Consider the following 21,316-nt stretch of genomic DNA (forward strand, 5'->3'; position numbering starts at 1 on the left):
TGACAGTTTGGCGCAGGGGCGCAGCTGGACCTGTCGGCCCATCGAGGATTGAGGACATACTGACTCCCGTGCCTGCGCCCGTTCCCGCACCGGTTGTTCTCGTCCACGGAATCCGTGTCAGCGGGGCATCGTTGCACCGAATCGCTGCCGCGATCCCCGACCGCGAAGTGGTGTTCCCGGATCTGCCCGGTCATGGCAGACGGGTGGGGGAGACGTTCACGCTTGCAGGTGCCGTTGACACGGTGGTCAAGGCCATCGAGGAGCTCGGGCCACCAGCGATCGTTGCAGGCATGTCGATGGGCGGTTACGTCTCGATGGCCGTCGCGGGCAGGCATCCAAGTCTGGTCAGTGGGTTGGTGGCGATGTGCGCGACCGCACAACCCAGTCCGTTCTATGCAGCCCCGTTTCGGGCGTTCGGGGCGACGACCGCGTACCTACCCGAGCAGGCAGCGGCCATCAGCAGGTGGCTCACCCGAGCATCGGTGGGGCGCCGAGTCGCTGACGACATGGAAGTCGGTGGCCTCGCTCTGGCATCGATCAAAGATGTTGTCGCCGAGGTGTCCCGTTTCGATGCCCTCGGCGAACTCGCGCGTTATCCAGGTCCGATCGAACTCATCAATGGCGGATGGGACCAGTTTCGCGTCAATGAACGTCGCTTCGAAGCGATTTCGCCCCGTGCTCATCTGACCGTGATACCTCGCGCCAGTCATTTGTTCCCGCTCATCGAGCCGGTTGTCACGGGCAGAGCGATCGCCACGTTTGCACGAGCGGTCGACGCGGGCACCCACAGATGTATTTCAACGCCCGACGAGTTCCGGCGGACATCTGGTGGCGGCTGACGTGGCAGTGGTCAGGCGACTGTCGAAAAGCGTTGCAGGATAGATTGTCTGCGGTCGACGCCAACTCACCAAAGCGCATACCGCGGGAGCGATAGTTCCCCGTCGTCAATGCCGGTTGGGTGGGCAGGAGAGCGCTTTTCGGGAGTGATCTAGCGACTTCTCTGGGGCCAACGGTCGGTGATCATCTTGGTCATCTCGTCCACCCAGGTGTCGTCGAGGGCTGCGTCGCTTCGGATGAGAATGCGAAAGATCGCAGTGCCCGCGACCACCTCGGCGAGCATGGGCAGATGGTCGTCGTCGCGGCGCTCTTGTCCGAACCGAGATTCGAATGCCGTGAGATTTCCGCCCAATCGCGCGATCATCATGGCGTGCAGCTCAGGATCGGCAACGGTGTCCGCGATCAGGCCCGGCAGCGCCAACCGCACCTCCGGTCTGTCGAAGATGACCCGGACCGTCTCGACCAGACCCCGGATCTCCGCGCGGATGTCGCCGGAACCATCTGGCACGGGGATCGATTCGGCGTACAACACGGCTTCGTGTACGAGCTGCGCCTTGCCCGACCACCGGCGGTAGATGGCTGCAGTGGTGGTTCCGGCACGCGCAGCGATCGCCGACAGTGACAACGCGGAGTAGCCGGTCTGGAGGATCAGCTCGCGTGTGGCAGCGATGATCGCGGCATCGATCCTGCCGTCACGCGGCCGCCCGGGTGTGGACTGCGCAGAGCTCTTGTTTTCACTGCGGCTTTCTGCTGTCATGGCTTCACCATAGTTCCAATACGGTACGCATCGTATTTGAGGAGAGCTAGTGCATCTGAGCCCGCTCGACGAGTTCCCCATTCACCAAACGCCCGCGCCGCTGACCTGGCCGGCTACGTCCGATCGAAACTTCTACGACCGGTCGTACTTCAACGTGCTCGACCGGGAGGGCCGTTTCATGGCCCTGACCGGTATCGGCTATTACCCACGCCTCGGCGTCAAGGACGCCTACTTCGTCGTTCGTCGCGGCGACACCCAGACCGCGGTGCACCTCAGCGACGCCATCGACGACGATCGCCTTCACCAGAACGTCAACGGCTACCGCCTCGATGTCGTCGAGCCGCTACAGCAGGTGCATCTGACATTGGCGCAGACCGAAGGTATTTCCGCCGACCTCACCTGGCGCGGGCTGTTTCCCGCCGCGCTGGAGGAGCCGCACCAGATGCTCACCGATAGGCGGGTCACGTTGCAGGCGTCTCGCTTTGCGCAGGTCGGTTCGTGGCAGGGCTGGATCGATGTCGATGGCGAACGACTGGACGTCAGTCACGACAGCAGTGTGGCGAGCCGTGACCGCTCGTGGGGCATCCGACCTGTCGGCGAGGCCGAGCCGGCCGGTCGGCCTGACGCTTCGTTCCGTGGAATGTGGTGGCTGTACCTGCCGTTGGCGTTCGACGACTACCAGCTGTTCCTGATCCTGCAGGAAGATCCCGATGGCCACCGCAGCCTGTACGACTGCACACGCAGGTGGCGAGACGGCCGCGTCGAGCAGCTCGACGGAGTCCGGGTGAGCGTCGACTACCAGCCCGGCACAAGAATTCCTCGGAGCGCCCACGTGGAGTTCATGAACCGCGCCGGAGACAAGATCGAGTTGGACGTCGAGTCAAAGCTGTTTGCTCCCATCGCTTTCGGGTCCGGCTACGGTGGCGACTCCTCGTGGGCCCACGGCAGCTGGAAGGGCGCACCATTCGCTGAACGCGTCGACTTCGATCTGACGGATCCAGAGGTGATGGCCCGGGCGCCGTTCAGTCTCATCGACCATGTCGGCAAGGCCGTGTGTACCGAAGCTGACGGATCGGTTCGCGAGGGCGCGGGTTTGTTCGAGCACGGCGTGATCGGGCCGCACCATCCGTCGGGATTCTCCGACTGGACTGACGCGGCGAGCTAGGCGCCAGGTATGAAGATCATGACAGCGCTGTTCGGCCCGACCGACGCACTCGAACGGGCGCAAGTGCTCAAGGAAGCCGGCGCGTCGGGCGTGTTCACCTTCGAAGGACCGTTCGACGTCTTCACCCCGCTGGTGCTGGCATCGTCGGTGAAGAATCTCGACGTCATGTCGAATGTTGCGATTGCATTCCCTCGCAATCCGATTCAGCTCGCCCATCAGGCCAATGACCTGCAGCTGATCAGCGAGGGGCGCTTCATCTTGGGTCTGGGCACGCAGATTCGCGCGCAGATCGAGAAGCGTTACGGAGTCGAGTTCGATCACCCGGTCGCGCGGATGAAGGAGTTGGTGGGGGCGTTGCGAGCCATTTTTGCCACGTGGAACGAGGGTGAACGACTCGACTTTCGCGGCGAGCACTACCGGCACACCTTGATGACGCCGACCTTTGTACCCGGGCCGAACCCGTACGGTCCGCCGCCGATCTATCTCGGCGCGCTCGGACCCCGGTTGACCAGGGCCACTGCAGAAGTGGCCGATGGTTTGTTGGTGATGCCTTTCGGGTCGAAGCGGTTCCTCCACGAGTCGACACTGCCTGCGGTGCGCGAGGGATTGGCTGCTGCAGGTCGTAGCGAAAGCGACTTCGAGGTGGTGCCCGAGATCATCGTGTCGGTGGAAACTGACCGCGATGACGATCACGCCTCGACTCGAATGTTGCTGGCGTTCTACGGTTCCACGCCGGCATACCGGCCGGTTCTCGACGCCCATGGATGGGGCGATCTGCAACCCGAACTGAATGCGATGTCAAAGCAGGGCCGCTGGCAAGAGATGGCCACGCTGATCGACGACGAGATACTGCACACCATTGCCGCGTGTGGCACCCCATCCGAGGTGGCTGCGCACATCCGCGACCGGGTCGACGGGGTCTCCGACCGGATCTGCCTCTATCAACCGGGCCCCATCGAGGTCGACGCGCTCGCGGAGATCGTGGACGAATTGGGAGGATCGTCATGACGTTGACCGCGGTCGAGTTCGACGAGGTTTTTGACGGTCGTTACGGCGGAAAGGCGGCCGGCCTCGCGCAGTTGCGCCGGTTGGGACTTGCTGTGCCGGTAGGATTTGTCATCGCTGACGTTTCCGAGCAGATCGCCATCGATGACGTGGCTGAACGCTTTTCGCAGATGGCATCGGCAGGTGCGACTCCGGTGGCCGTGAGGTCCTCGGCAGTCGGCGAAGACGGCGACGACCAGTCCTTTGCAGGACAGTACGACACCGTGCTGGGTGTCGACTCCGTCGATGATTTTGCTGCGGCTGTTCACACGTGTGCGGCGTCGGTTCATTCCGGACGCGCGTCTTCCTACAGTGGACAGGCCACGGCCACAATGCATCTGGTGGTGCAGCACATGGTCGATGCGCGAGCCGCAGGCGTCGTGTTCACCGCAGATCCGGCCACCGGTCGACGCGACCTCATGGTGATCGATGCCATTGCCGGGCTCGGCGAGGCGCTTGTCGACGGGTCAGCGTCCCCAGACCACATTGTTTTGGATGCCGAGGGCAACCCCGCCGTCCGTGAGGTTGGTGAGACGCCGGTCCTGTCGCCGGACGAGGTCTCCGACATCCGGGCGGGCGCCTTGAGTGCTGTCCGACATTGGGCCAAACCGATGGATCTCGAGTGGGCCATCGACCAATCGGGGAAGCTCTGGTGGTTGCAGGCTCGTCCTATCACCACTCTGCCCGGCGATCTGGGCGAGATGGATTCGCCGCTCGCGGGTGCAGACCATGTGTACACCCGCTGCAACATCGGCGAGATGATGCCCGGGGCGTTCTGCCCGTTGACTGCGTCGGTCTCCGGTTTTGCCATCGACTACGCCATGCAGATGACGCAGGTGGTGGCGCGAGCGCAGCCGAAGTACGAGAAACCGTGGCTGCAGGTCGGTTATTTTCAGGGGCACATGTTCTTGAACCTGACCGAGGGCACCGGTCTGAGCTCGGGGATCCTGGGCAATTCGCTGGAACAATTCTCCACCTCGATCTGCGGTCGGGTGGTTGACGAGTTGAAGCCGAAACCGCCAAAACCGTTCTTGCGCAGACTGGTCAACACCGTGCGGCTCACCACGTACGCGTTGTCTGCCGGACCTGCGATCCGGCGACTGAAGGATCAGATCGCCGAGTTCGAGGTGCCGACCGGTGATGACCCTCGGCAGGTGTTGCGGCAGCTCGAATCCGGGGTGGAAGAGTACTGCGACATCACCTTGACCCATGTGCGATCGTCGTCGCGCGCGGCGGTCGCTGCGAACGTCCTCGAGAGCGTCTTGATGAGACAAGCAGTCAAAGAAGGACGTAGCGAAGACGAGGGACGCGCCGAGGCGACCAGGCTCATGGCCGGTGCGTCCGATGTCGAGAGCGCGCTCATGCTGGAAGAGCTCGACTCGGTGGTACACACCATCGCGGCCGACGACGCGACTGCCACGAAGTTCTTGGCGGGGGACCCGGGTGCCGCGGTCAGGGAGGTGCGTGCCACCGGCAGCCCGGCCGGGGTAGCGCTGGAGAAGTTCCTGGAGCGCCACGGCCACCGTGGATACCGCGAGCTGTGCATGCGCGATGCGTCGTGGGCCGAGGACCCGGACGGGCTGGGCGCGATGATGCAGGTGATGGTGCGTTCCGCGCTCGATCCGTCCGACCGCGGGTCGGCCAAGAGTAGGCCCGAGCTGCCCAGCGCAGCGTCCATCAGACTTCTCGCCAGGTTGGCTCAGGGAGGCGCACGAGGGCGCGAGGAGACCAAGTCGAAGATGGCGCTGATGGCGCATTCGCTCAAGCTGGGCTACCGGCATCTGGGCGAGGTGCTGGCCGCGGCCGGACGACTGCCTGATTCGGATCTCGTGTTCTTCTTCGACCGGGCAGAACTGAACCGCGTCGTCGGTTCCGGCGATATCGGCGATCTTGTGCATCGAGCGGTCAAACGCCGGGAGGCGCTGGCATTCCAGGACTCGCTGGAGTTCGAGGACGTGTCTGTCGGGCGGCCGACACCGCTCGTCGTCCGGCCTCAGCGAGGTGTCACCGACAACATGATCACCGGCCGCCCGGCGAGTCGCGGGACTATTGAAGGCGTTGTGCGCGTTGCCAAATCAATCATCGAGGCGCGCGACGTGCAACGTGGAGAGATCTTGGTCGCACCGGTCACCGATGTGGGTTGGACGCCGTACTTCACCGTCATCGGTGCACTTGTCACCGACATCGGCAGCTCTGTGTCCCACGGGGCTGTGGTGGCGCGTGAATACGGTTTACCGTGCGTCGTCAACACCTTGGTGGCCACGCAGTCGTTGAAGACCGGCGATCGTGTTCGCGTGGATGGAGACCGAGGGGTGGTCACCCGACTGGACCAACCCTGACTCGGCTGCTGTGCGCTGAGCGTGCGACGGCGTCTGCACTGCCCTGAGATCCCGCGGAACTGGTCCCCTCAACCCTTCTGAGCAAGTTTGTCCACACCTAGCATCTCAGCCGCAGCGCGGGATACCGAACACCGATTTGTAAACTCGCAGAACGTATTTCACCTGCTGCCTTGATTTGTCGACCCAGGGTCGCCTCAACCTCTACAGTGAGACGTAGCGCACAGTAGTGGGCTGGAGACCGCGCCCCACGCCCGACAACACCAGGGATACGCAATGACAGTTGCTGCAGAATCGACCAGCAAGCTTCTCGACGAACCAATGCGTTCCAGCCGCAATACCTGGAACAACCAGGTGCGGCGACATGCTCACATGACGCCAGACCAGGTTGCTGTCAAGTATCTCGATTCCGCAACCACGTGGCGTGAACTCGACGACAGGTCGCGTCGGTTTGCCTCAGCGTTGCAACGCCACGGGGTCCAGTTCGGCGATCGCGTTCTGATGGCGCTGCTCAACCGCACGGAGTATGTCGAAGCTGTCCTCGGGGCCAATCTGATCGGCGCGATCCCGGTACCGGTCAACATTCGCATGAGCCCGGCCGAGGTGGGTTATCTGGTCCAGAATAGTGGCGCCACAGTACTTCTCACCGAGAAACTGCTCGCGCCGCTCGCGGACGCCGTGTCCGCGTCCACCGGCGCCATCGCCACCACCATCGTCGTCGACGCTGCCGCCGACAACGTCGATCACCTTGACTACGAAGAGCTGCTCGCACAGGAACCTTATGATCTTGTCGAGGTCGACGTTCCCGAAGACACCGTCGCGCTCATCATGTACACCTCGGGAACAACTGGAAAGCCGAAAGGCGCCATGTTGACCCACGCCAACCTGCAATCTCAGGCGATGACCACAATCAATGCGTCCGATGGTCAACGGGGCGACATAGCCTCGGTCGTACCTCCGATCTTCCATATCGCCGGCATCGCGGCCTTCGCCCCGGTCTTTTATCGCGGCATTCAAGCAGTCATTCATCCGCTCGGCGCGTTTGATCCAAACGACATGCTCGACACCCTGGAGCGCGAAGGCATTACTTCGGTGTTCATGGTGCCGGCCCAGTGGCAGGCGGTATGCGCGGCGCAGCGGGCCAAACCTCGCGACCTCAAGCTACGGACGATCAGTTGGGGAGCGGCCCCCGCTCCCGACACCGTACTTCGCGAGATGAATGAGCTGTTTCCCGAGGCGCTGAACATGACTGCGTTCGGACAGACCGAGATGTCGCCGGTCACAACGCTTCTCGAAGGTCAAGACGCCATCCGAAAGATCGGGTCCATTGGCAAGGTCGTGCCGGCGGTGACGGCTCGCATTGTTGACCCACTGATGGAAGACGTCAAACCAGGCGAAGTCGGTGAAATTGTCTATCGCGGACCCAATTTGATGAAGGGCTACTGGCAGAATCCTGAGGCTACGGCAGAGGCGTTCCGGGGTGGGTGGTTCCATTCCGGCGACCTGGTCCGGCAAGACGATGAGGGTTTTCTCTACGTAGTCGACCGAGCCAAAGACATGATCATCTCTGGTGGCGAGAACATCTACTGCGCCGAGGTCGAGAACGCGCTTTACAGTCATCCTGCAATCGCCGAAGCCGCCATCATCGGCCGGGCAGACGCGAAGTGGGGTGAAGTTCCGGTAGCAGTCGTGGTCCTGGCCGCAGATACGGAGTCGCTCACCCTTGATGATCTGGGGCCTCACCTCGACGAGAACCTGGCACGCTTCAAGCACCCGAAAGACCTCATCGTGGTCGACGAACTACCACGCAATCCCGGTGGCAAAGTCGTCAAACCCAAACTCCGTGCAGCATACGGCAGTAAAGACGAAGGGTTGACTCACTGACGCCGAATGTGCCCCGAAGTGGGAAGCGAATCAACGTTGCGTATCGGGTCAGTGAACGCCGCGGCGTCGGCATCCCTCTCCGGCGCCGCGGCGTGAAGTCATGCCTCTGCAGACGACAGCACGTTGGCCACAAAAGCGTCGACCCGAACGCGCAGGCCGGTCACCGCCTCGGCCCGTAACGCGTCGAGGTCGGTCTGTCGGTGGAAGGCGGGTGGGAGTCGACGGATGTTGCGCGAACAGCTGAAGTCCTCGCAGGCGAGAACGCCGAGCGTGTCGCCGCGGCGGCCCGCAGAGCCCATCCGGCGCGTGGAGAACATGACCGCTGCGCTCGTCAGGTTGACATCGCGACACCAGGTACACATCGCCCGTCGCTTGGGAACGGCTTCAGCCTGTGTCAACAGCAAGGTGATGACGTCGCCCTGATGTGGGACACAGATGTAGCCACGACGCTGGATCTTGCGATCCCGCCATCCGTAGAAGTCGAGCGCATCGAAATCGGTGTCGTTGAAGTCGGCCGGGAACGTGACCCGCTTGATCTCGCTGCGCGTCGCGCCGCGAAACGAGTCGATGATCTGCTGCTGGGTAAGAGTCTTCATGGTTCATCCATCCGTGCAGGCACTCCTGTTGGGGACCTGCAATGAGACCGCGTCCGGGACGCGGTGAGTCGATTCCCCGAAACATCGGGGCGAGGACATGACTGAGCTGCCGACCATCACGGTCGGCTGCGGGGCGCAGTCATCTCATAGAGGCGCGCGCGGCGCCAGTACCTGCTTCGACTCGACGGAACACCGAAACACCGTACCGGTTTCTCAGCGGTCATTGCATCCCCATTTGCCGGGGCGTCATCGGCCGACGGGTAACGCAGGGGGTAGTCGGTGGACTGCCGGCATCCGGTCTCGTACGGTTCGTGTATGCAAGCGGTCGCGACTCGGCGGCGCACTCAGCCGCCCCCGACGTGGGTGGTGTTCGAGGACCTGGCAAATCCCGGCCGGGCCACCGGCCGGTCGTGGTTGTATCTACTCGACGACGAGACGCCACCGCATGTTCTTGCCGCCCAGCGCCCGACACTTGTTGTGTGGTCATCGATCTGGACAAAGCGACCGGACGCGAACATCCAGTTCGACCTGGCGGGAAGCGGCAGTGAGACGGCACTTCGATGGACTCTGCTGGTAGAGCCGCCCGCTCCCGATGACCGCCTGTTTCGGCACATGTGTCAGCGCATCGGGGAGCTCATCAACGCCGGTCTCCGCTATACCTATGGACATTGATGTTGGTTGACGACAACGCAGCGGCTCAGAGCTAGTCGGGTGGTGCGCTGGTATCGGTGTCTCAGTTCTGGTCTGCCCGAGCACCCCGCGTGGGGTCGCATTGTTCGATCCGTCCGGCAACCATCTCGACCCATTCGCCGATGATGCGGTCGTCTTGAATCGAAAGTGGTTGTAGGCCTAGAAAGTGCGGCATTGTCCGATGCGCGAACAGCGCGTTCATCGCGATTGTTGCGATGTTTTCGGCCCGCTCCCTCTCGATGCCGGGGGTATTCCGTTGAACCCAGCTCGCCATGCCCGCGTACGACTGGTCAACAAGATCGGCCAGGGTCTCGACCAGTTTGGCCGGTCGGTTACGAAGTTCGGAGGACACGATGCGCAGGAGTTGACTTTCTTCGTCGATGACCTCGAGCGTGTACCGGCCCATGACGGTGAGCTCGGAACGGATGTCGGTGAGCCCCTCGAAGATCTGCCCGATGTCGCGAAGCGCGCGTAGTCGGTCGAGTTGGCGGTCGATTCCTGCCTCCAGTAGCAGTTCCTTCGACCGAAAGTGGTGGTAGAGCCCACCTGAACCTGGTGTGAGGCCTGCTGCTTCCTCGATCTGCGCCACGCTTGTCGCACGGTAACCCTGTTCTCCGAAGAGGCGCATCGCTTCCTCGATCAATCGGTCGCGCGTTGCTGTGTTCATCACCCTCATCCCGTACGGTCGCCCGCCGTGTGACCCGTCCGATGGCCTCAACGCCGTTGACACGACCTAAGTGCGCACTTAGTGTAGCCAAGTGTGCTCCTAAGTAGCCACTTAGGAGCTTAAGGAGGCGCATATGAATGCGGTGACCGATCCGTCAGCACTGCAGGGATGGAAGTGGCCAGACGGCACAACGTCGGTGCTGTCTCGGCCGTGGGATCACGGCCGCCGTCCCATTCATTTCGACGAACAGACTCAATCGTGGGTGATCAGTGGATACAACGCCGCCCGCGATGTGTTACTCGGCGCCGGGTGGAGTAGCGATCCGTTGGCCGCCGAGGTCAGTCGCCAGGCGTTGCGGGCCAATGGCCTTGAGGACGCGCCACTCGCGCAGACCATGCTCTCCCTCGACCCACCCGACCACGGAAGGGCCCGCGGCGCACTTCGCGACGTTTTCACGCCGCGCTACGTCGCATCTATGAGTGACGGGATCGGGGCGATTGCTGCCGAGGTCATTGATCATGTCCCGGCAGGGGTAACTTTCGACTTGATGTCGACGATCGCAGAACCACTGCCCATCGCTGTCATAGCAGAGTGGTTGGCGCTCGAACCTCACGTTGCGCAGATGATGTGGGACGAAACAAGTGGGTTGGTGCTCGGGTTGGAGGGGACCATACTTCCGACCGATGATGTGCCGTCGATGGCGGGGCTGACTGCGGTGATGGCCGAGTTTCTGTCGGTGTGCGCCGAACGTCGACAACAGCCCGAGAATGATCTGCTCAGCTTGCTGGCCACAGACCCCGAACTCGAACTCGACGAGGTGGTGTCCAACGCGATCCTTCTCGCCGTCGCCGGTCACGAGACGACCGCAAAACTGTTGGGCACCAGTATGACCCGGTTGTGCAGCGGGGGCCCTGGCAAGCGGTTGATAGACACGCTTGACGACGTGGCCGCCGGTGATGTCGTCGACGAACTGTTTCGTCTAGACGGGACAGCCCAGATCGTTGTGCGCGCCGCAACCGATCGCCATGAGATCGCCGGGCACACCATTGAACCGGGTGCGCGGGTAATCGTCGCGATCGCGGCCGCCAACCGTGATCCACACGTATTTGAGGCGCCCGACGAGTTCCGTCCCTACCGTGACAAGGGTCGGCCGCACCTAGCTCTCGGCTACGGAAGACATCGGTGCCTAGGTGCAGCGTTAGCAAGGCTGGAAGTGGCTATCGCCCTGCGGCAGTTGCACGCTCGACGACCACAGCTCGCCGGGCCAGTGACCTGGAACCGGTCGGGAATACTGCGTGGCCCCACCTATGTCCCCATGATCTTTACCGATGGAGCCGACCGATGAAAGACGAAACCCCCGGGCTCGGCAGCGCGGAACGATTCGAATCTGTGCGCGCCGGCCGAGTCCGCCGAACCGTCCCGGTCGTGGGCTTCGCCGCTCGTGCCGCCGGGGGCCGAGTCGTGGCGGGTCTACGATCGCGCGCAGGGGACACCGAGGCAGTTGACCGCTTCCACGACCGCACCGCGCAGCGCTACGCGAACATGCTCGGCCACTCAAAAGGCGTGCTCATGAAGGCAGGCCAACTCCTGTCGACCTACGACGTCGATCCAGACGTCGGTGGGCCGCTTGCCACCTACCAGGCTGCGCTGCAGCGCCTTCAGTCCGACGCTCCGCCAATGGATTTCGCAACGGCCCGGGAGGTCATCGAATCTGATCTGGGCCGCCCGGTAGAAGAGATGTTCGTCGAGTTCTCATCTGAGCCGATCGCTGCCGCTTCCATCGGACAGGTGCACCGGGCACGGCTCGCCGATGGACGCGACGTCGCAGTGAAAGTCCAGTACCCCGGCGTCGCCCGCGCAATCAGAGATGACCTCGCCAACACTGAACTACTGGCCACATTCCTCAAACTCGGGATGTCGTTGACGCCGCGGGCGATGCGCACCGATCAACGGTCCGCGGCCGCTGAAGTGGCCGAGCGAATCGCAGACGAACTCGACTACCGCCACGAGGCACGCAGCATCCGACGGTTCGCCGACCTGTACCGCGGGCACCCCTTCATCCGAGTGCCGGACGTGATCGACAGCCACTCCGGCGATCTGGTGATCGCCATGACCTTCCTGGACGGGGTGGGGTGGGCACAGGCCCGCACCGCCGATCAAGAACTACGTAACCAATGGGCGACGGCGATCAGCTACTTCGGGTTCGGAGCCTACCGCCACAGCAACCTCTTCAACGCCGATCCACACCCAGGCAACTACCGATTCGGCGAGGACGGGACAGTAGGCTTCGTCGACTTCGGTTGTGTCAAACAGTTCCCCGAGTGGGTTCGCCGCGGGATCGTCACCATGTTTCGGGCCACCTGCGAAGGCGACCGCCACGAGCTGTACCGCCTGATGATCGACCACGGCTTCGTCGCAGCCGACACTGACCTCAGTGTTGACGACGCCTACCAATGGTGGGCCATGATGGCCTCGAGTGTGAACACTGAACAGCCGCATACGTTCGTTCCGGCAGACAGCACCGGCTTGGTGCAGTCCATGTTCGACGACGGGCCGATCGGTACAGCAGTCCGCAAAATGCAGATTCCCAGCGACTACGTCATGCTCGCCCGAATCAACCTGGGTATCAATGCGATCCTCAGCGAGCTCGGCGCCACCCTCGACACCCGCGAGCAACTCGACTGCCTCGACGGCCTCGGAACACCCACAACCCCCGCGAGCCGTGCTCACACCGCCTGGGCTAGTCGCAGAGGACTACCCTTCGGTCTCACCCCCCGCTGAGCCAAACACCGCTCAAGGCACCCGTCTAGCAGAGGTCTAACTAGGCGACGACACCCAATTCTATTTCTTCAAGGCATAGCGGAGAAGAACCGCACCGGACGGAAACGCGCGATTCTCCGTCAGCTCCAACGAGATCCAGCTGTCCAAGGTTGGAAAGAACGGCAGCCCGCCGCCCACCGCGGCGGGGGTGACCACCATGTGGAACTCATCGACGAGGCCGGCCCGAACCAGCGGCGCGGCAAGCGTGGCACCGGCCACATCGATCACGCCGTCGGTGTCGGCCTTGAGTTTGGTGGCAAAGTCGACGACATCGCCCCGCTCCAGTCGCGAGTTCCAGCCAACCGACCCGAGGGTAGTCGAGAACACCACTTTCGGCATATCCCGCCACAGGCGGGCGTACTCGGCCTCCACCGGCGACACGTCGGGGGCCTCGTCGGCGGTCGGCCAGTGGGCGGCCATCAGCTCGTACAGCTTTCGCCCATACAACGACACCGCGGTGTTGCGGACCTGGTCGTTCCAGTACTGGTGCAGTTCGGCATCCGGGTCGCTCCACCCGATATCGCCGTTCCTGTCGGCGATGTAGCCGTCCACTGAGATATTCATGCCGTAAGTGAGTTTGCCCATGCAAGTTAGACCACCACAAGGGCCGAAACTCATCGGACTCGCGGTGGGGCCGGGTTCGTATTTCGCGATTCGCCGCCTGACATCCGGAATTTGAGGGTAGGGAGGAGCGAGCAGATGTCGGAGCCCGCCGATCGATGGAGAATCCACTCATGACGCAACCAGAAGCGATGGCGGGCGGCGGGCAGTACAACGAGCACTCGACGGCGCAGTTGAGTGCTGCGGCACGCGCCTTACCGCTGCTGCGCTCAGCAGCCGCAGTAGTGCCGCCCACCTCGGGCGGGTCGCTGACGGTCGCTGACTATGGATGTTCAGAGGGACGCAATTCGTTGGCCCCGATGCGCGCCGCGATCGAGGAAATGCGCCGCGTTCATTCGACCGATGCGCCGATCAGTGTGGTCCACACCGACCTCCCGACGAACGACTTCAGCTCGTTATTTGCCACTGTCGCAGACGATCCGGGAACCTACGCTGGTCCCGCTGTCTACACCAGCGCGGTCGGGAGATCGTTTTACCGACAGATACTTCCGCCGCGGTCCGTCTCTCTGGGGTGGAGTTCAATTGCGCTGCATTGGCTGAGCGCGGCTGCGGGGCCGCTCGACGGCATGTGGTACACCGACGGGACACAGTCCCAGCGTGAACGGTGGGCCCGGCGCGCGGGCGATGACTGGGCCCGGTTTCTCGACGCCAGAGGTCGTGAGCTGTTGACGAGTGGACGCCTCGTCATCGTGGTCGGGTCGGCTGACGCGGCCGGCAACAGCGGGGCCGAAACCGTGATGACAACACTCAAGCGCGTCGCCGATGACATGACCGGAACAGGACGTCTGCCCACGACGTCGCTCACCCCCATCCCGGCGTGGTACCGCACCGCAGCCGAGTGGCATGCACCATTCCCGCACGCCGCCTTCACGCTTGATCATTTCGAAGAGGTAGTCCTGGGTGATCCGATCGCCGAGCAGAACGTGGAGGGCGACCGTGGGCAGTACGCCCGCGACGTTGCCGAGGCCATCCGGGTGTCGTTCGGCCCGTCATTGCTTGCGGCCATACCGCACGAGGACCGCGCGGCGATCGAGCACGAATTGTTCACCGAGCGGCTGACGGACGCCATCAACCAAGACACCACAGTGGGGTTCGACTGGCGCCTGGCAATCATGATGTTGAGCAGGCGTGACGCCGTCGGCGAATAGCGCGATCCATGCGGGCCCAATCGAAGTGCGCGTCGACGCCATCAGTGCCCACCGGGCTACGCGATAGAACAACTATCGGCGCTCACCTGAGGAGCACCACACGGTGAACGAAGCTGCTCGCGACCAAAGCCGTCGATATGGACCCCAAGGCACTGCACACTCAGTAGCATTCGACAGAATTCGGGGATCTGTGTGTTGACGATGCGTCGCATTCGTCGCGCACTAGGGGGGTTGATGACGAAACGTTCACGCTTGGTTGCTGTTTTGATGTTGGCAATCTGCTTTGTCGCTGCGTCGCCCGCTGCGTCGCCCGCTACGGCGACCGCCGCGCCGCTGCCAGTCAGCTACGACTTCAACACGGGGATCGTCGCCGAGCTGACCAACCCGAACGGCTCATTGCCCGGTACCAACGACTGGTCGTGCCGGCCAAGCCCGGCGCACCCGCGACCCTTGGTGTTGGTACACGGCGGATTTGCGAGCCAGCAGGTCAATTGGGGAGTGTACGGTCCGCTGCTGAAGAACGAGGGCTACTGCGTCTACGCGTTGACGTATGGCCAAATCGACAATGCGCCCTGGCCTCTGTCCGCGATAGGTGCCCTTGATCCCTGGAAGACGATGCCGCCGAACTCTCGGTGTTCGTCGAACGCGTTCGCACGTCAACACGGGCTTCGGAAGTCGACATCATTTCCCATTCGCAGGGAAGCTTGGTGTCGGGATATTACGCGAAGGTCCTAGGGGGCAAGGACGTTATCTCCAGCCTCATCGCCCTTGGCGCGCTCTGGAACGGCACTGCTGGACCCGCTGGGGAAAACTATCTACAGGAGATACAGGAACAGCTCGGACTATCAGGTGCGCTCTCGATTCCGTTGTGCCCGGCCTGTTTGCAGGCAGTAGCAGGATCTGACTTCATCACGGCACTGAATGCCGATGGCTCGCCGTATGTTTCAGGCGTCCGGTACACGAACATCGCCACGAAATACGACGAGCTCGTGATTCCGTACACGGCGGGTTTGACGCCGGGTCCCGCCGGCACGGCAGTGAACAACATCGTGGTCCAAGATGGTTGTGCGATCGACCGAACAGCGCACCGGGGCCTTGCGGCAACACGTCGGGTCGCAGCATTTGTACTCAACGCTCTCGATGACGCTTCGCACCGTCCAGCGCCATGTGCGGTTGTCGAACCGAACTCCGGAGTCGGCTAACACCCTGTCCTCTGCGGATGACGCACAGTACGGTCCGAGCTATCCGATTCGGACTTTCTTTGGGCGAGTTGCCAGTCGTGGTTGCGACTCGGATGAAGATCGGTCGAAGTGGTACCACTCGCCGAAAAATGGGCCAGCGAAGCGGTGTTCGGTGTGTCGAACAGTGCGACGAGCGCGTGCGCGCCCACGGCTTCCACGGTGGGGTTCAGTCGAGCACACCGAGTCGATCGCGCAACCATCGGTCGATGTCGTCGAGAGCCACGCGAGCCATCGAGGTTGCGTGCCCGCTGAAGGCATGTGGTGACGCGGGGTAGACGCGTAGATCGACCTCGACGCCGGCGGCTGCGAGTCGTGTTGCCATAACCAAGTTGTCCTCAAGGAGGATGTCTTCGGTGCCGATCACGAGCATGACAGGCGGTAGATCGCCGAGGTCAGCAAATGCGGGTGAGAGATCTGGGTGGGTCCGGTCAGGTGCATCACCGGCGTAGGCGTCGAGGAAGTACTCGTCGGCGATCAACCTGCCTGCTGGTGTTTGCGCGGAAAGGTCGTAGGTCCCACATTGGAGTACGCCTCCGCTGAAGACTTTGAGTCCACGGTCGCGTAACCGGAGAAGGATTGCCATCGTCAAAGTGGCGCCGGCCGAGAATCCGGTCACTGCGAGGTTGGTTGTGCCAAAACGTGCTTGGGCATGCTCGGCCAGCCAGAGCGCGGCGGTTTCGCAGTCGTCCGGTGCGGCCGGCCATGGATACTCGGGCGCGAGGCGGTAGTCGACACTCACCACCGCGACCCCGAGCGTCTCGACAAGCCGACGGTTGCGGAGGTCGCTGCCGGCCGCAGAGCCCATGAAGAAGCCGCCGGTGTGGATTTCGAGGATCACGCCGGACGGAGCGTTTCCGGCTGGCGCGTGGATCCTCACCGGCGCGGTTCGTCCACCGGCCGACACCTGCTCGAGGACCGGCTGCGGTTCGCAGACCGTGGGGGCGGGTGCCTGCAACCGGAAAGCTCGCAACTCGTCGAGGTTACGTGCACCGCGGCCGGACTGCCGGCGGGCATAAAAAGCTCGCGACTCATCGGCCAGGGACCAGAGCTCGGGATCGATCAGTGAAGACAAGTCGAACCGCACGAGTCAACACTAGATCCATCGTTGGTACCAGCCCGAAGATCGGGGGAGAAGTCACCGAACTAGGTGTGTGGCACCGGTAGCACGGCCTGCTCAGCCCGTCGTCGGGACGACTTGACATACTTGACGTTGCATATGTAAGGCGTTGAGCCACAGTTTATTTGGTGTAAAGCGCCGATGGTCCTGCATTCTCATGGTCGGGGAAAATTATCCTTCGGTCTGTTGCGGATATCCATCTGCTGTCACGAATCACCCCGTCGCCACGGTCTATTAGATGTATCCGCAAACTCCACAACAGGAAGGTTGTCTCGTGCAAACCGTATTGGTGACATCATCTCGGTCGGCGCATCTCAACACCCGTCGAATCGCAGACGCGATCAGCGAGGTACTAGGGGCCCGCCTGCTGGCTCCCGAAGAAGCAATTCCTACCGTCCTCCGTGAAGCCGATCGAGTCGGGTTTGGCTCGGGGATCTACTGGATGGGCTTCGACGAGCGGCTCCTGCACTGCATTCAAGAACTTCCCGACATGGCCGGCCGCGAGGCATTCGTGTTTGGTACCAGCGGGCTGCCGGAGCCGCCTTTTCGTCGGTACACGAAGCAGCTGGGAACCATTCTCGAGAACCGTGGATTCGAGGTTGTGGATTCTTTTACGTGTCGGGGTGTCGATACGTGGGGGCCGTTCAAACTGGTTGGCGGCGTGAACAAGGGCCGCCCAGATGACAACGACGTCCAAGCAGCTCGACGCTTCGCGGAGACGATTCGACGGCGCGATCGCTACCGTCTGTGAGAATGGCGCTATTGGACCGCGTCGAACCGTGCAGCTACAGCTGGGTGTCGGTGGGCCTCACCACGACCATCATGTCGGCCAAAACCGTTCAACAGACGCGGACGACAAGCGGGCCGACCTAGCTGGTGCTGGCACGTGTCGCGGCGAGGGGTGACCCGAGGCTTTAACTCCATCCGCCGGGCAAGGGTGAGCCGTCACGTGAAGATACCCGCCGTCGCCATGGTGACCCGCCTTCTCGCGGCCGCAATGTCGTCCTGGAAGCGATCCACGCCCCACGAAAGGGTGGTGACCAGCTCGAACACTTCAGTGGCGGTGATGGATTCGGCCACATCGCCTGAACTCCTCGCGGCGTCGAGAAGGGCTGCGGTCGCAGCCACGAGCGGGTTGCACGCGTCAGCGACGGGAGAGTTCGCGTCACTGTGAGCAATGGCGATGCAATACGGCAGGTCGTGCCAAATGCGAAGCTGCCAGGCCAGGTAGATCAGCCACTCCACGAGCGCCCGGCGCGGCGCCATATTGCGCGACAACTCCTTTGCCTCGAGAACGGCTGCGTCGATGTTCGTTTCTATGACCGCCGACAGCAGATCGTCGCGTGTGGGAAAGTTTCGATACAGCGTGGCATTTCCCACGCCCGCGAGAACGGCAATGCCATCGAGAGAAGCGAGTACCCCTTCGTTGTCGAAGGCCTCGCGCGCAGCGCGCAGGATGGCATCGCGGTTCCGCTTGGCGTCGGCGCGTAACGGACGCGGCGCCTTCGCGGTGGCATCTGATTCAGCCATCATCCCTCCCTCCTTGACTATATGGGGACCATCCCCACATAATGGTTCTGGGGAGCATCCCCATTTATAGGAGGAGTCTAGATGAACAAGTCGTTGGCCGGGCGGACGGTGCTAGTCACCGGAGCAAATGGCGGTCTTGGAGAACAATTCGTGGCCCAGGCGCTCGATCGTGGAGCCGACGCGGTCTATGCCGCGGCGCGCACACCGCGGCAGTGGGGTGACCCGCGCATACGGCCGTTGACGCTCGACATCACGAATGTTGAGGACGTGTCGCGCGCCGCCGCCACCGCACTCGATGTCGATCTCCTGGTGAACAACGCCGGAATTGCACCGGCCGGCGACCTGATCTCAGGCCCGGAGGAGGACCTTCGCCGCATCTTCGAGACGAACTTCTTCGGCACTCTACGGGTGGCGAACGCGTTCATCCCGGTGTTGGCCGCTAACGGGGGTGGGACGCTGTTGAACGTCCTGTCCTTGTCGAGCTGGATCAACCTTCCAACTGGATACGCCGCGTCAAAGGCTGCGGCATGGTCGGCCACGAATGCGTTGCGGACGGTGCTGCGCGGGCAGGGAACGCAGGTTGTCGGCCTGCAGGTGGGCATGATCGACACGCCGATGACTGTCGACTGGGACGTTCCCAAGGTGAGTTCGGAAAGTGTTGTGGCGCAGGCCTACGACGGCGTGGTGAACGGTTCGCTCGAGGTATTGGCAGACGACACGACCCGGGAGTTGAAGTCGCGCCTTGGCCTGAAGGCCGAGGAGCTCTATCCGTGGCTTGACGAGCAGTTAGCCGGGTTCACCCCCTGACAAAATGGTCGCTTGGCACTAGCCCACCATGGGAGCTTACTTGACATAATGTTTCTTATCGGCGTTGGCGTAAGACCACTTGAGACCGATGGAGACGTCGGTTTGCTGCACGCACGAACCTGTGCGCAACGGCGCGCCTACGACCTGGCTTCGCGTTCGAACTCGGGCTTACGGTTTACGGCCCAGGCTCGATATGGACCGCAGCGGCGTGCTGAATTCGTTCGGCCGAGTCTTGGAAATCTCGTTGGCCGTGCGAACTTGTCCAATAATCTGTGGCGCCACAACCGTCCAAGGCTGCGTGTCACGACAACGCGTGTGTGCTCGCCTAGGCGGCACGGTCCCGGCGGCACACCGGGCTGATCACCGCCCTCCCTCATTTCGTCACATGTGACGAAACAGTGAGGGGGCGCGAGCTACTCGACGTCAGAGCTCTCCGCCTGTACCTCGAGATGTGCAAGCATGGCCTTCGCTGCTTCGAGCTCCTGGCTCAACTCGTCGATCCTTTTCTGAGCCGCTGCCCGTGCCGACTCGATTACTGCGTTGACGGCTTGGATGGCGGCGTCGTCACCGAGCACCTGCATTGCTCGCGCCACCCGGTCTGAGGTGACCTCGGTGGCCTTGCCCTGCTTTTTGGTTCCGTGTGACAACGACACCGTCCACGCGGTGTCGCCAACCGACGTGATGGTGACACTCACTGCGGTGGCAGGTTTAGGGCGTCGCACCGGTTTTGGCGGCGCGGGGTTCGGTTGCACCGATGTTGGTTTCGCAGATTCAGATGTCGGCCTTGTCTCCGGCGCAATGGGTTTCGGTGCGGACGAAGCGCCCGATGGTGCTGATGGTGCGGGCGTCGCCTTGACCGGCCGCGGGCGCGCTGGTGTTGGTGTTGCTGCCGTCCGAGTCTTCAGTAGTTCGTCGGCCTCGAACGGCAATTGGTCGTCGACACCTTTCGGCCGCACTGTCACCGTTGACCCATCGACGGATATCGCACGCGCTGATGCTCCCGCGGGCAGATCAAGCGATGGCATCGGATCACGGAGATAAACGGTGGCCCGCTTGCCGGCATCCAGCGCCGTGGTCAGCGATGCCAGGTCATCGGTACTCAGTCCGGTCTTTCCGCGCGCGTTCATCTAGATCATATTCGCACATGTGTGCGAATAACGCGACCATGGCAGTCGAGCCTGAGTCCCGCTCGAAAACCTCACGAGTCAAACATCACGCATAGCGGCGTCCCGGGTATGGCAGTGGGGTCAACGTCAGATTTTCAGGTCGTCGACCGGTGGCCATCCGGCGACATGCCCGGTGGCCGGCAAATCGACGGTGCTCGTCCGCTAAAATCCCGATGGCGGAAGGCCCGTTCTACCGGAGAGGCGTTGTGATGACATCTATTGATCCGAGTCTCGCAAATGTGCGATACATCGTCACTGACGTGGATGCTGCGATCGCCTTCTATACAGAACACTTCGGCTTCACTCTGCGTTACAGCGCAGCTCCCGCATTCGCCGACGTGGTTCGAGGTCCACTGCGTCTGCTGCTCTCTGGACCGACGAGCTCGGGCGCGCGCGCCCAGCCTGACGGCGCAGTGCCAACCGCGGGCGGCTGGAACCGGATCCACCTGATCGTCGACGACTTGGCCGCGGAAATCGACCGCCTACGCGCTGCCGACGTCCCGTTTCGCAGTGACATCGTGAGTGGCCCAGGAGGCCAGCAGATTCTTGTGTCCGACCCATCAGGCAATCTGGTCGAGCTGTTCCAGCCTGCGTGATCTACACCTCGAGGACTCGAAGTAACTGCTCCTCCAGGCAAGGGATTGCCAGATTCCCGCTCGCGGGCGGATGAGTCCGCCATGCCGGCGGCGGGTCGCCTGACCGCTGACCACCAACTACGGCACCTTCCAGGTGCGGCCAGACGTCACCGCGCTGCGGTGGGCCCAGAACTACGCCTGGCCTGAGCGACTCCGCGGCACACTTCCTCCGGTTTTAGTTAGTTCCTCCGGTTGCAGTCGGAGGGGGTGGCTGGAGTCGGAGGCTTTGCGTCACCAGCTGGTGTACCTGCGACC

20 protein-coding genes are annotated in these 21,316 nt (G+C 62.6%); 13 read left to right on the top strand and 7 right to left on the bottom strand.

What is annotated here, in order from left to right; genetic code table 11:
- Positions 1–68 precede the first annotated feature (68 nt).
- Entirely contained in the window at positions 69–839 is a 771-nt protein-coding gene (locus CSW57_RS07660) for an alpha/beta fold hydrolase (protein WP_223249111.1), read from the top strand.
- A 149-nt stretch (positions 840–988) separates the two neighbouring features.
- On the opposite strand, the gene CSW57_RS07665 is transcribed toward CSW57_RS07660, so the two are convergent.
- Complete coding sequence (locus tag CSW57_RS07665; RefSeq protein ID WP_099382241.1) at positions 989–1,594, bottom strand: TetR-like C-terminal domain-containing protein; 606 nt, start codon at positions 1,592–1,594, stop codon at positions 989–991.
- Positions 1,595–1,643: 49 nt separating this feature from the next.
- Here CSW57_RS07665 and CSW57_RS07670 point away from each other — a divergent pair, with 49 nt between their 5' ends.
- The 4 genes from CSW57_RS07670 to fadD5 all read left to right on the top strand — a co-directional run bounded on the left by CSW57_RS07670 (position 1,644) and on the right by fadD5 (position 8,023).
- Positions 1,644–2,759, top strand: a complete 1,116-nt coding sequence (locus CSW57_RS07670) for a hypothetical protein (RefSeq protein WP_099382242.1) — start codon at positions 1,644–1,646, stop codon at positions 2,757–2,759.
- A 9-nt stretch (positions 2,760–2,768) separates the two neighbouring features.
- Positions 2,769–3,767 carry a TIGR03617 family F420-dependent LLM class oxidoreductase gene (locus CSW57_RS07675; protein WP_099382243.1) on the top strand — a complete coding sequence of 333 codons (999 nt, stop codon included), beginning with the start codon at positions 2,769–2,771 and terminating at the stop codon, positions 3,765–3,767.
- A complete protein-coding gene (locus tag CSW57_RS07680) occupies positions 3,764–6,142 on the top strand; it encodes a PEP/pyruvate-binding domain-containing protein (RefSeq protein ID WP_099382244.1) in 2,379 nt (792 codons plus the stop codon). The genes CSW57_RS07675 and CSW57_RS07680 overlap by 4 nt, the downstream gene beginning before the upstream one ends.
- Positions 6,143–6,415: 273 nt before the next feature.
- On the top strand, positions 6,416–8,023 hold the full coding sequence (gene fadD5 / locus CSW57_RS07685; protein WP_099382245.1) for a fatty-acid--CoA ligase FadD5: 1,608 nt from the start codon (positions 6,416–6,418) through the stop codon (positions 8,021–8,023).
- A 98-nt stretch (positions 8,024–8,121) separates the two neighbouring features.
- On the opposite strand, the gene CSW57_RS07690 is transcribed toward fadD5, so the two are convergent.
- On the bottom strand, positions 8,122–8,619 hold the full coding sequence (locus tag CSW57_RS07690) for an FBP domain-containing protein (RefSeq protein WP_099382246.1): 498 nt from the start codon (positions 8,617–8,619) through the stop codon (positions 8,122–8,124).
- Positions 8,620–8,934: 315 nt separating this feature from the next.
- On the opposite strand from CSW57_RS07690, the gene CSW57_RS07695 reads away from it, so the two are divergent.
- Positions 8,935–9,291: a hypothetical protein gene (locus tag CSW57_RS07695; protein ID WP_099382247.1), complete on the top strand. Its 357-nt coding sequence runs from the start codon at positions 8,935–8,937 to the stop codon at positions 9,289–9,291.
- Between the two features lie 61 nt (positions 9,292–9,352).
- On the opposite strand, the gene CSW57_RS07700 is transcribed toward CSW57_RS07695, so the two are convergent.
- On the bottom strand, positions 9,353–9,976 hold the full coding sequence (locus tag CSW57_RS07700) for a TetR/AcrR family transcriptional regulator (protein WP_099382460.1): 624 nt from the start codon (positions 9,974–9,976) through the stop codon (positions 9,353–9,355).
- Between the two features lie 133 nt (positions 9,977–10,109).
- On the opposite strand from CSW57_RS07700, the gene CSW57_RS07705 reads away from it, so the two are divergent.
- Together CSW57_RS07705 and CSW57_RS07710 are read left to right on the top strand one after the other, a co-directional pair.
- On the top strand, positions 10,110–11,321 hold the full coding sequence (locus CSW57_RS07705) for a cytochrome P450 (RefSeq protein ID WP_099382248.1): 1,212 nt from the start codon (positions 10,110–10,112) through the stop codon (positions 11,319–11,321).
- Positions 11,318–12,757 carry an ABC1 kinase family protein gene (locus CSW57_RS07710; protein WP_099382249.1) on the top strand — a complete coding sequence of 480 codons (1,440 nt, stop codon included), beginning with the start codon at positions 11,318–11,320 and terminating at the stop codon, positions 12,755–12,757. Before CSW57_RS07705 ends, CSW57_RS07710 begins: the two co-directional genes overlap by 4 nt.
- Positions 12,758–12,817: 60 nt before the next feature.
- On the opposite strand, the gene CSW57_RS07715 is transcribed toward CSW57_RS07710, so the two are convergent.
- Positions 12,818–13,381 (bottom strand): dihydrofolate reductase family protein, encoded by a 564-nt coding sequence (locus CSW57_RS07715; RefSeq protein WP_099382250.1) that lies wholly within the window; start codon positions 13,379–13,381, stop codon positions 12,818–12,820.
- Between the two features lie 149 nt (positions 13,382–13,530).
- Here CSW57_RS07715 and CSW57_RS07720 point away from each other — a divergent pair, with 149 nt between their 5' ends.
- Complete coding sequence (locus CSW57_RS07720) at positions 13,531–14,565, top strand: hypothetical protein (protein ID WP_189339172.1); 1,035 nt, start codon at positions 13,531–13,533, stop codon at positions 14,563–14,565.
- A 632-nt stretch (positions 14,566–15,197) separates the two neighbouring features.
- The gene (locus tag CSW57_RS24670; RefSeq protein ID WP_223249112.1) at positions 15,198–15,767 is read left to right on the top strand and encodes a lipase family alpha/beta hydrolase; all 570 of its coding nucleotides are present in this window, start codon (positions 15,198–15,200) and stop codon (positions 15,765–15,767) included.
- Positions 15,768–15,972: 205 nt separating this feature from the next.
- Here the strand turns inward: CSW57_RS24670 and CSW57_RS07730 are convergent, their stop codons facing one another.
- Positions 15,973–16,890: an alpha/beta hydrolase gene (locus CSW57_RS07730; protein ID WP_099382252.1), complete on the bottom strand. Its 918-nt coding sequence runs from the start codon at positions 16,888–16,890 to the stop codon at positions 15,973–15,975.
- A gap of 271 nt (positions 16,891–17,161) precedes the next feature.
- On the opposite strand from CSW57_RS07730, the gene CSW57_RS07735 reads away from it, so the two are divergent.
- Positions 17,162–17,674 carry a flavodoxin family protein gene (locus CSW57_RS07735; protein WP_223249113.1) on the top strand — a complete coding sequence of 171 codons (513 nt, stop codon included), beginning with the start codon at positions 17,162–17,164 and terminating at the stop codon, positions 17,672–17,674.
- A 194-nt stretch (positions 17,675–17,868) separates the two neighbouring features.
- Here CSW57_RS07735 and CSW57_RS07740 read toward each other — a convergent pair whose 3' ends face one another.
- Positions 17,869–18,456: a TetR/AcrR family transcriptional regulator gene (locus CSW57_RS07740; protein ID WP_223249114.1), complete on the bottom strand. Its 588-nt coding sequence runs from the start codon at positions 18,454–18,456 to the stop codon at positions 17,869–17,871.
- A 78-nt stretch (positions 18,457–18,534) separates the two neighbouring features.
- Here CSW57_RS07740 and CSW57_RS07745 point away from each other — a divergent pair, with 78 nt between their 5' ends.
- Positions 18,535–19,260 (top strand): SDR family oxidoreductase, encoded by a 726-nt coding sequence (locus tag CSW57_RS07745; RefSeq protein ID WP_099382254.1) that lies wholly within the window; start codon positions 18,535–18,537, stop codon positions 19,258–19,260.
- A 413-nt stretch (positions 19,261–19,673) separates the two neighbouring features.
- Here the strand turns inward: CSW57_RS07745 and CSW57_RS07750 are convergent, their stop codons facing one another.
- A complete protein-coding gene (locus CSW57_RS07750) occupies positions 19,674–20,387 on the bottom strand; it encodes a DUF6319 family protein (RefSeq protein WP_099382255.1) in 714 nt (237 codons plus the stop codon).
- A gap of 248 nt (positions 20,388–20,635) precedes the next feature.
- Here CSW57_RS07750 and CSW57_RS07755 point away from each other — a divergent pair, with 248 nt between their 5' ends.
- Positions 20,636–21,022 (top strand): VOC family protein, encoded by a 387-nt coding sequence (locus tag CSW57_RS07755; protein ID WP_099382462.1) that lies wholly within the window; start codon positions 20,636–20,638, stop codon positions 21,020–21,022.
- Positions 21,023–21,316 lie beyond the last annotated feature (294 nt).

The sequence above is a fragment of the Williamsia muralis genome (genome assembly GCF_002735905.1).
Taxonomy (GTDB): Bacteria; Actinomycetota; Actinomycetes; order Mycobacteriales; family Mycobacteriaceae; genus Williamsia; species Williamsia muralis_A.

What these genes read in the sequence shown, in the direction of transcription:
- CSW57_RS07665 (WP_099382241.1), bottom strand. Translation starts at nt 1,594, where the DNA reads ATGACAGCAGAAAGCCGCAGTGAAAACAAGAGCTCTGCGCAGTCCACA.
- CSW57_RS07675 (WP_099382243.1), top strand. Translation starts at nt 2,769, where the DNA reads ATGAAGATCATGACAGCGCTGTTCGGCCCGACCGACGCACTCGAACGG.
- CSW57_RS07680 (WP_099382244.1), top strand. Translation starts at nt 3,764, where the DNA reads ATGACGTTGACCGCGGTCGAGTTCGACGAGGTTTTTGACGGTCGTTAC.
- fadD5 (WP_099382245.1), top strand. Translation starts at nt 6,416, where the DNA reads ATGACAGTTGCTGCAGAATCGACCAGCAAGCTTCTCGACGAACCAATG.
- CSW57_RS07690 (WP_099382246.1), bottom strand. Translation starts at nt 8,619, where the DNA reads ATGAAGACTCTTACCCAGCAGCAGATCATCGACTCGTTTCGCGGCGCG.
- CSW57_RS07695 (WP_099382247.1), top strand. Translation starts at nt 8,935, where the DNA reads ATGCAAGCGGTCGCGACTCGGCGGCGCACTCAGCCGCCCCCGACGTGG.
- CSW57_RS07700 (WP_099382460.1), bottom strand. Translation starts at nt 9,976, where the DNA reads ATGAACACAGCAACGCGCGACCGATTGATCGAGGAAGCGATGCGCCTC.
- CSW57_RS07705 (WP_099382248.1), top strand. Translation starts at nt 10,110, where the DNA reads ATGAATGCGGTGACCGATCCGTCAGCACTGCAGGGATGGAAGTGGCCA.
- CSW57_RS07710 (WP_099382249.1), top strand. Translation starts at nt 11,318, where the DNA reads ATGAAAGACGAAACCCCCGGGCTCGGCAGCGCGGAACGATTCGAATCT.
- CSW57_RS07715 (WP_099382250.1), bottom strand. Translation starts at nt 13,381, where the DNA reads ATGGGCAAACTCACTTACGGCATGAATATCTCAGTGGACGGCTACATC.
- CSW57_RS07720 (WP_189339172.1), top strand. Translation starts at nt 13,531, where the DNA reads ATGACGCAACCAGAAGCGATGGCGGGCGGCGGGCAGTACAACGAGCAC.
- CSW57_RS07735 (WP_223249113.1), top strand. Translation starts at nt 17,162, where the DNA reads ATGTATCCGCAAACTCCACAACAGGAAGGTTGTCTCGTGCAAACCGTA.
- CSW57_RS07740 (WP_223249114.1), bottom strand. Translation starts at nt 18,456, where the DNA reads ATGATGGCTGAATCAGATGCCACCGCGAAGGCGCCGCGTCCGTTACGC.
- CSW57_RS07745 (WP_099382254.1), top strand. Translation starts at nt 18,535, where the DNA reads ATGAACAAGTCGTTGGCCGGGCGGACGGTGCTAGTCACCGGAGCAAAT.
- CSW57_RS07750 (WP_099382255.1), bottom strand. Translation starts at nt 20,387, where the DNA reads ATGAACGCGCGCGGAAAGACCGGACTGAGTACCGATGACCTGGCATCG.
- CSW57_RS07755 (WP_099382462.1), top strand. Translation starts at nt 20,636, where the DNA reads ATGACATCTATTGATCCGAGTCTCGCAAATGTGCGATACATCGTCACT.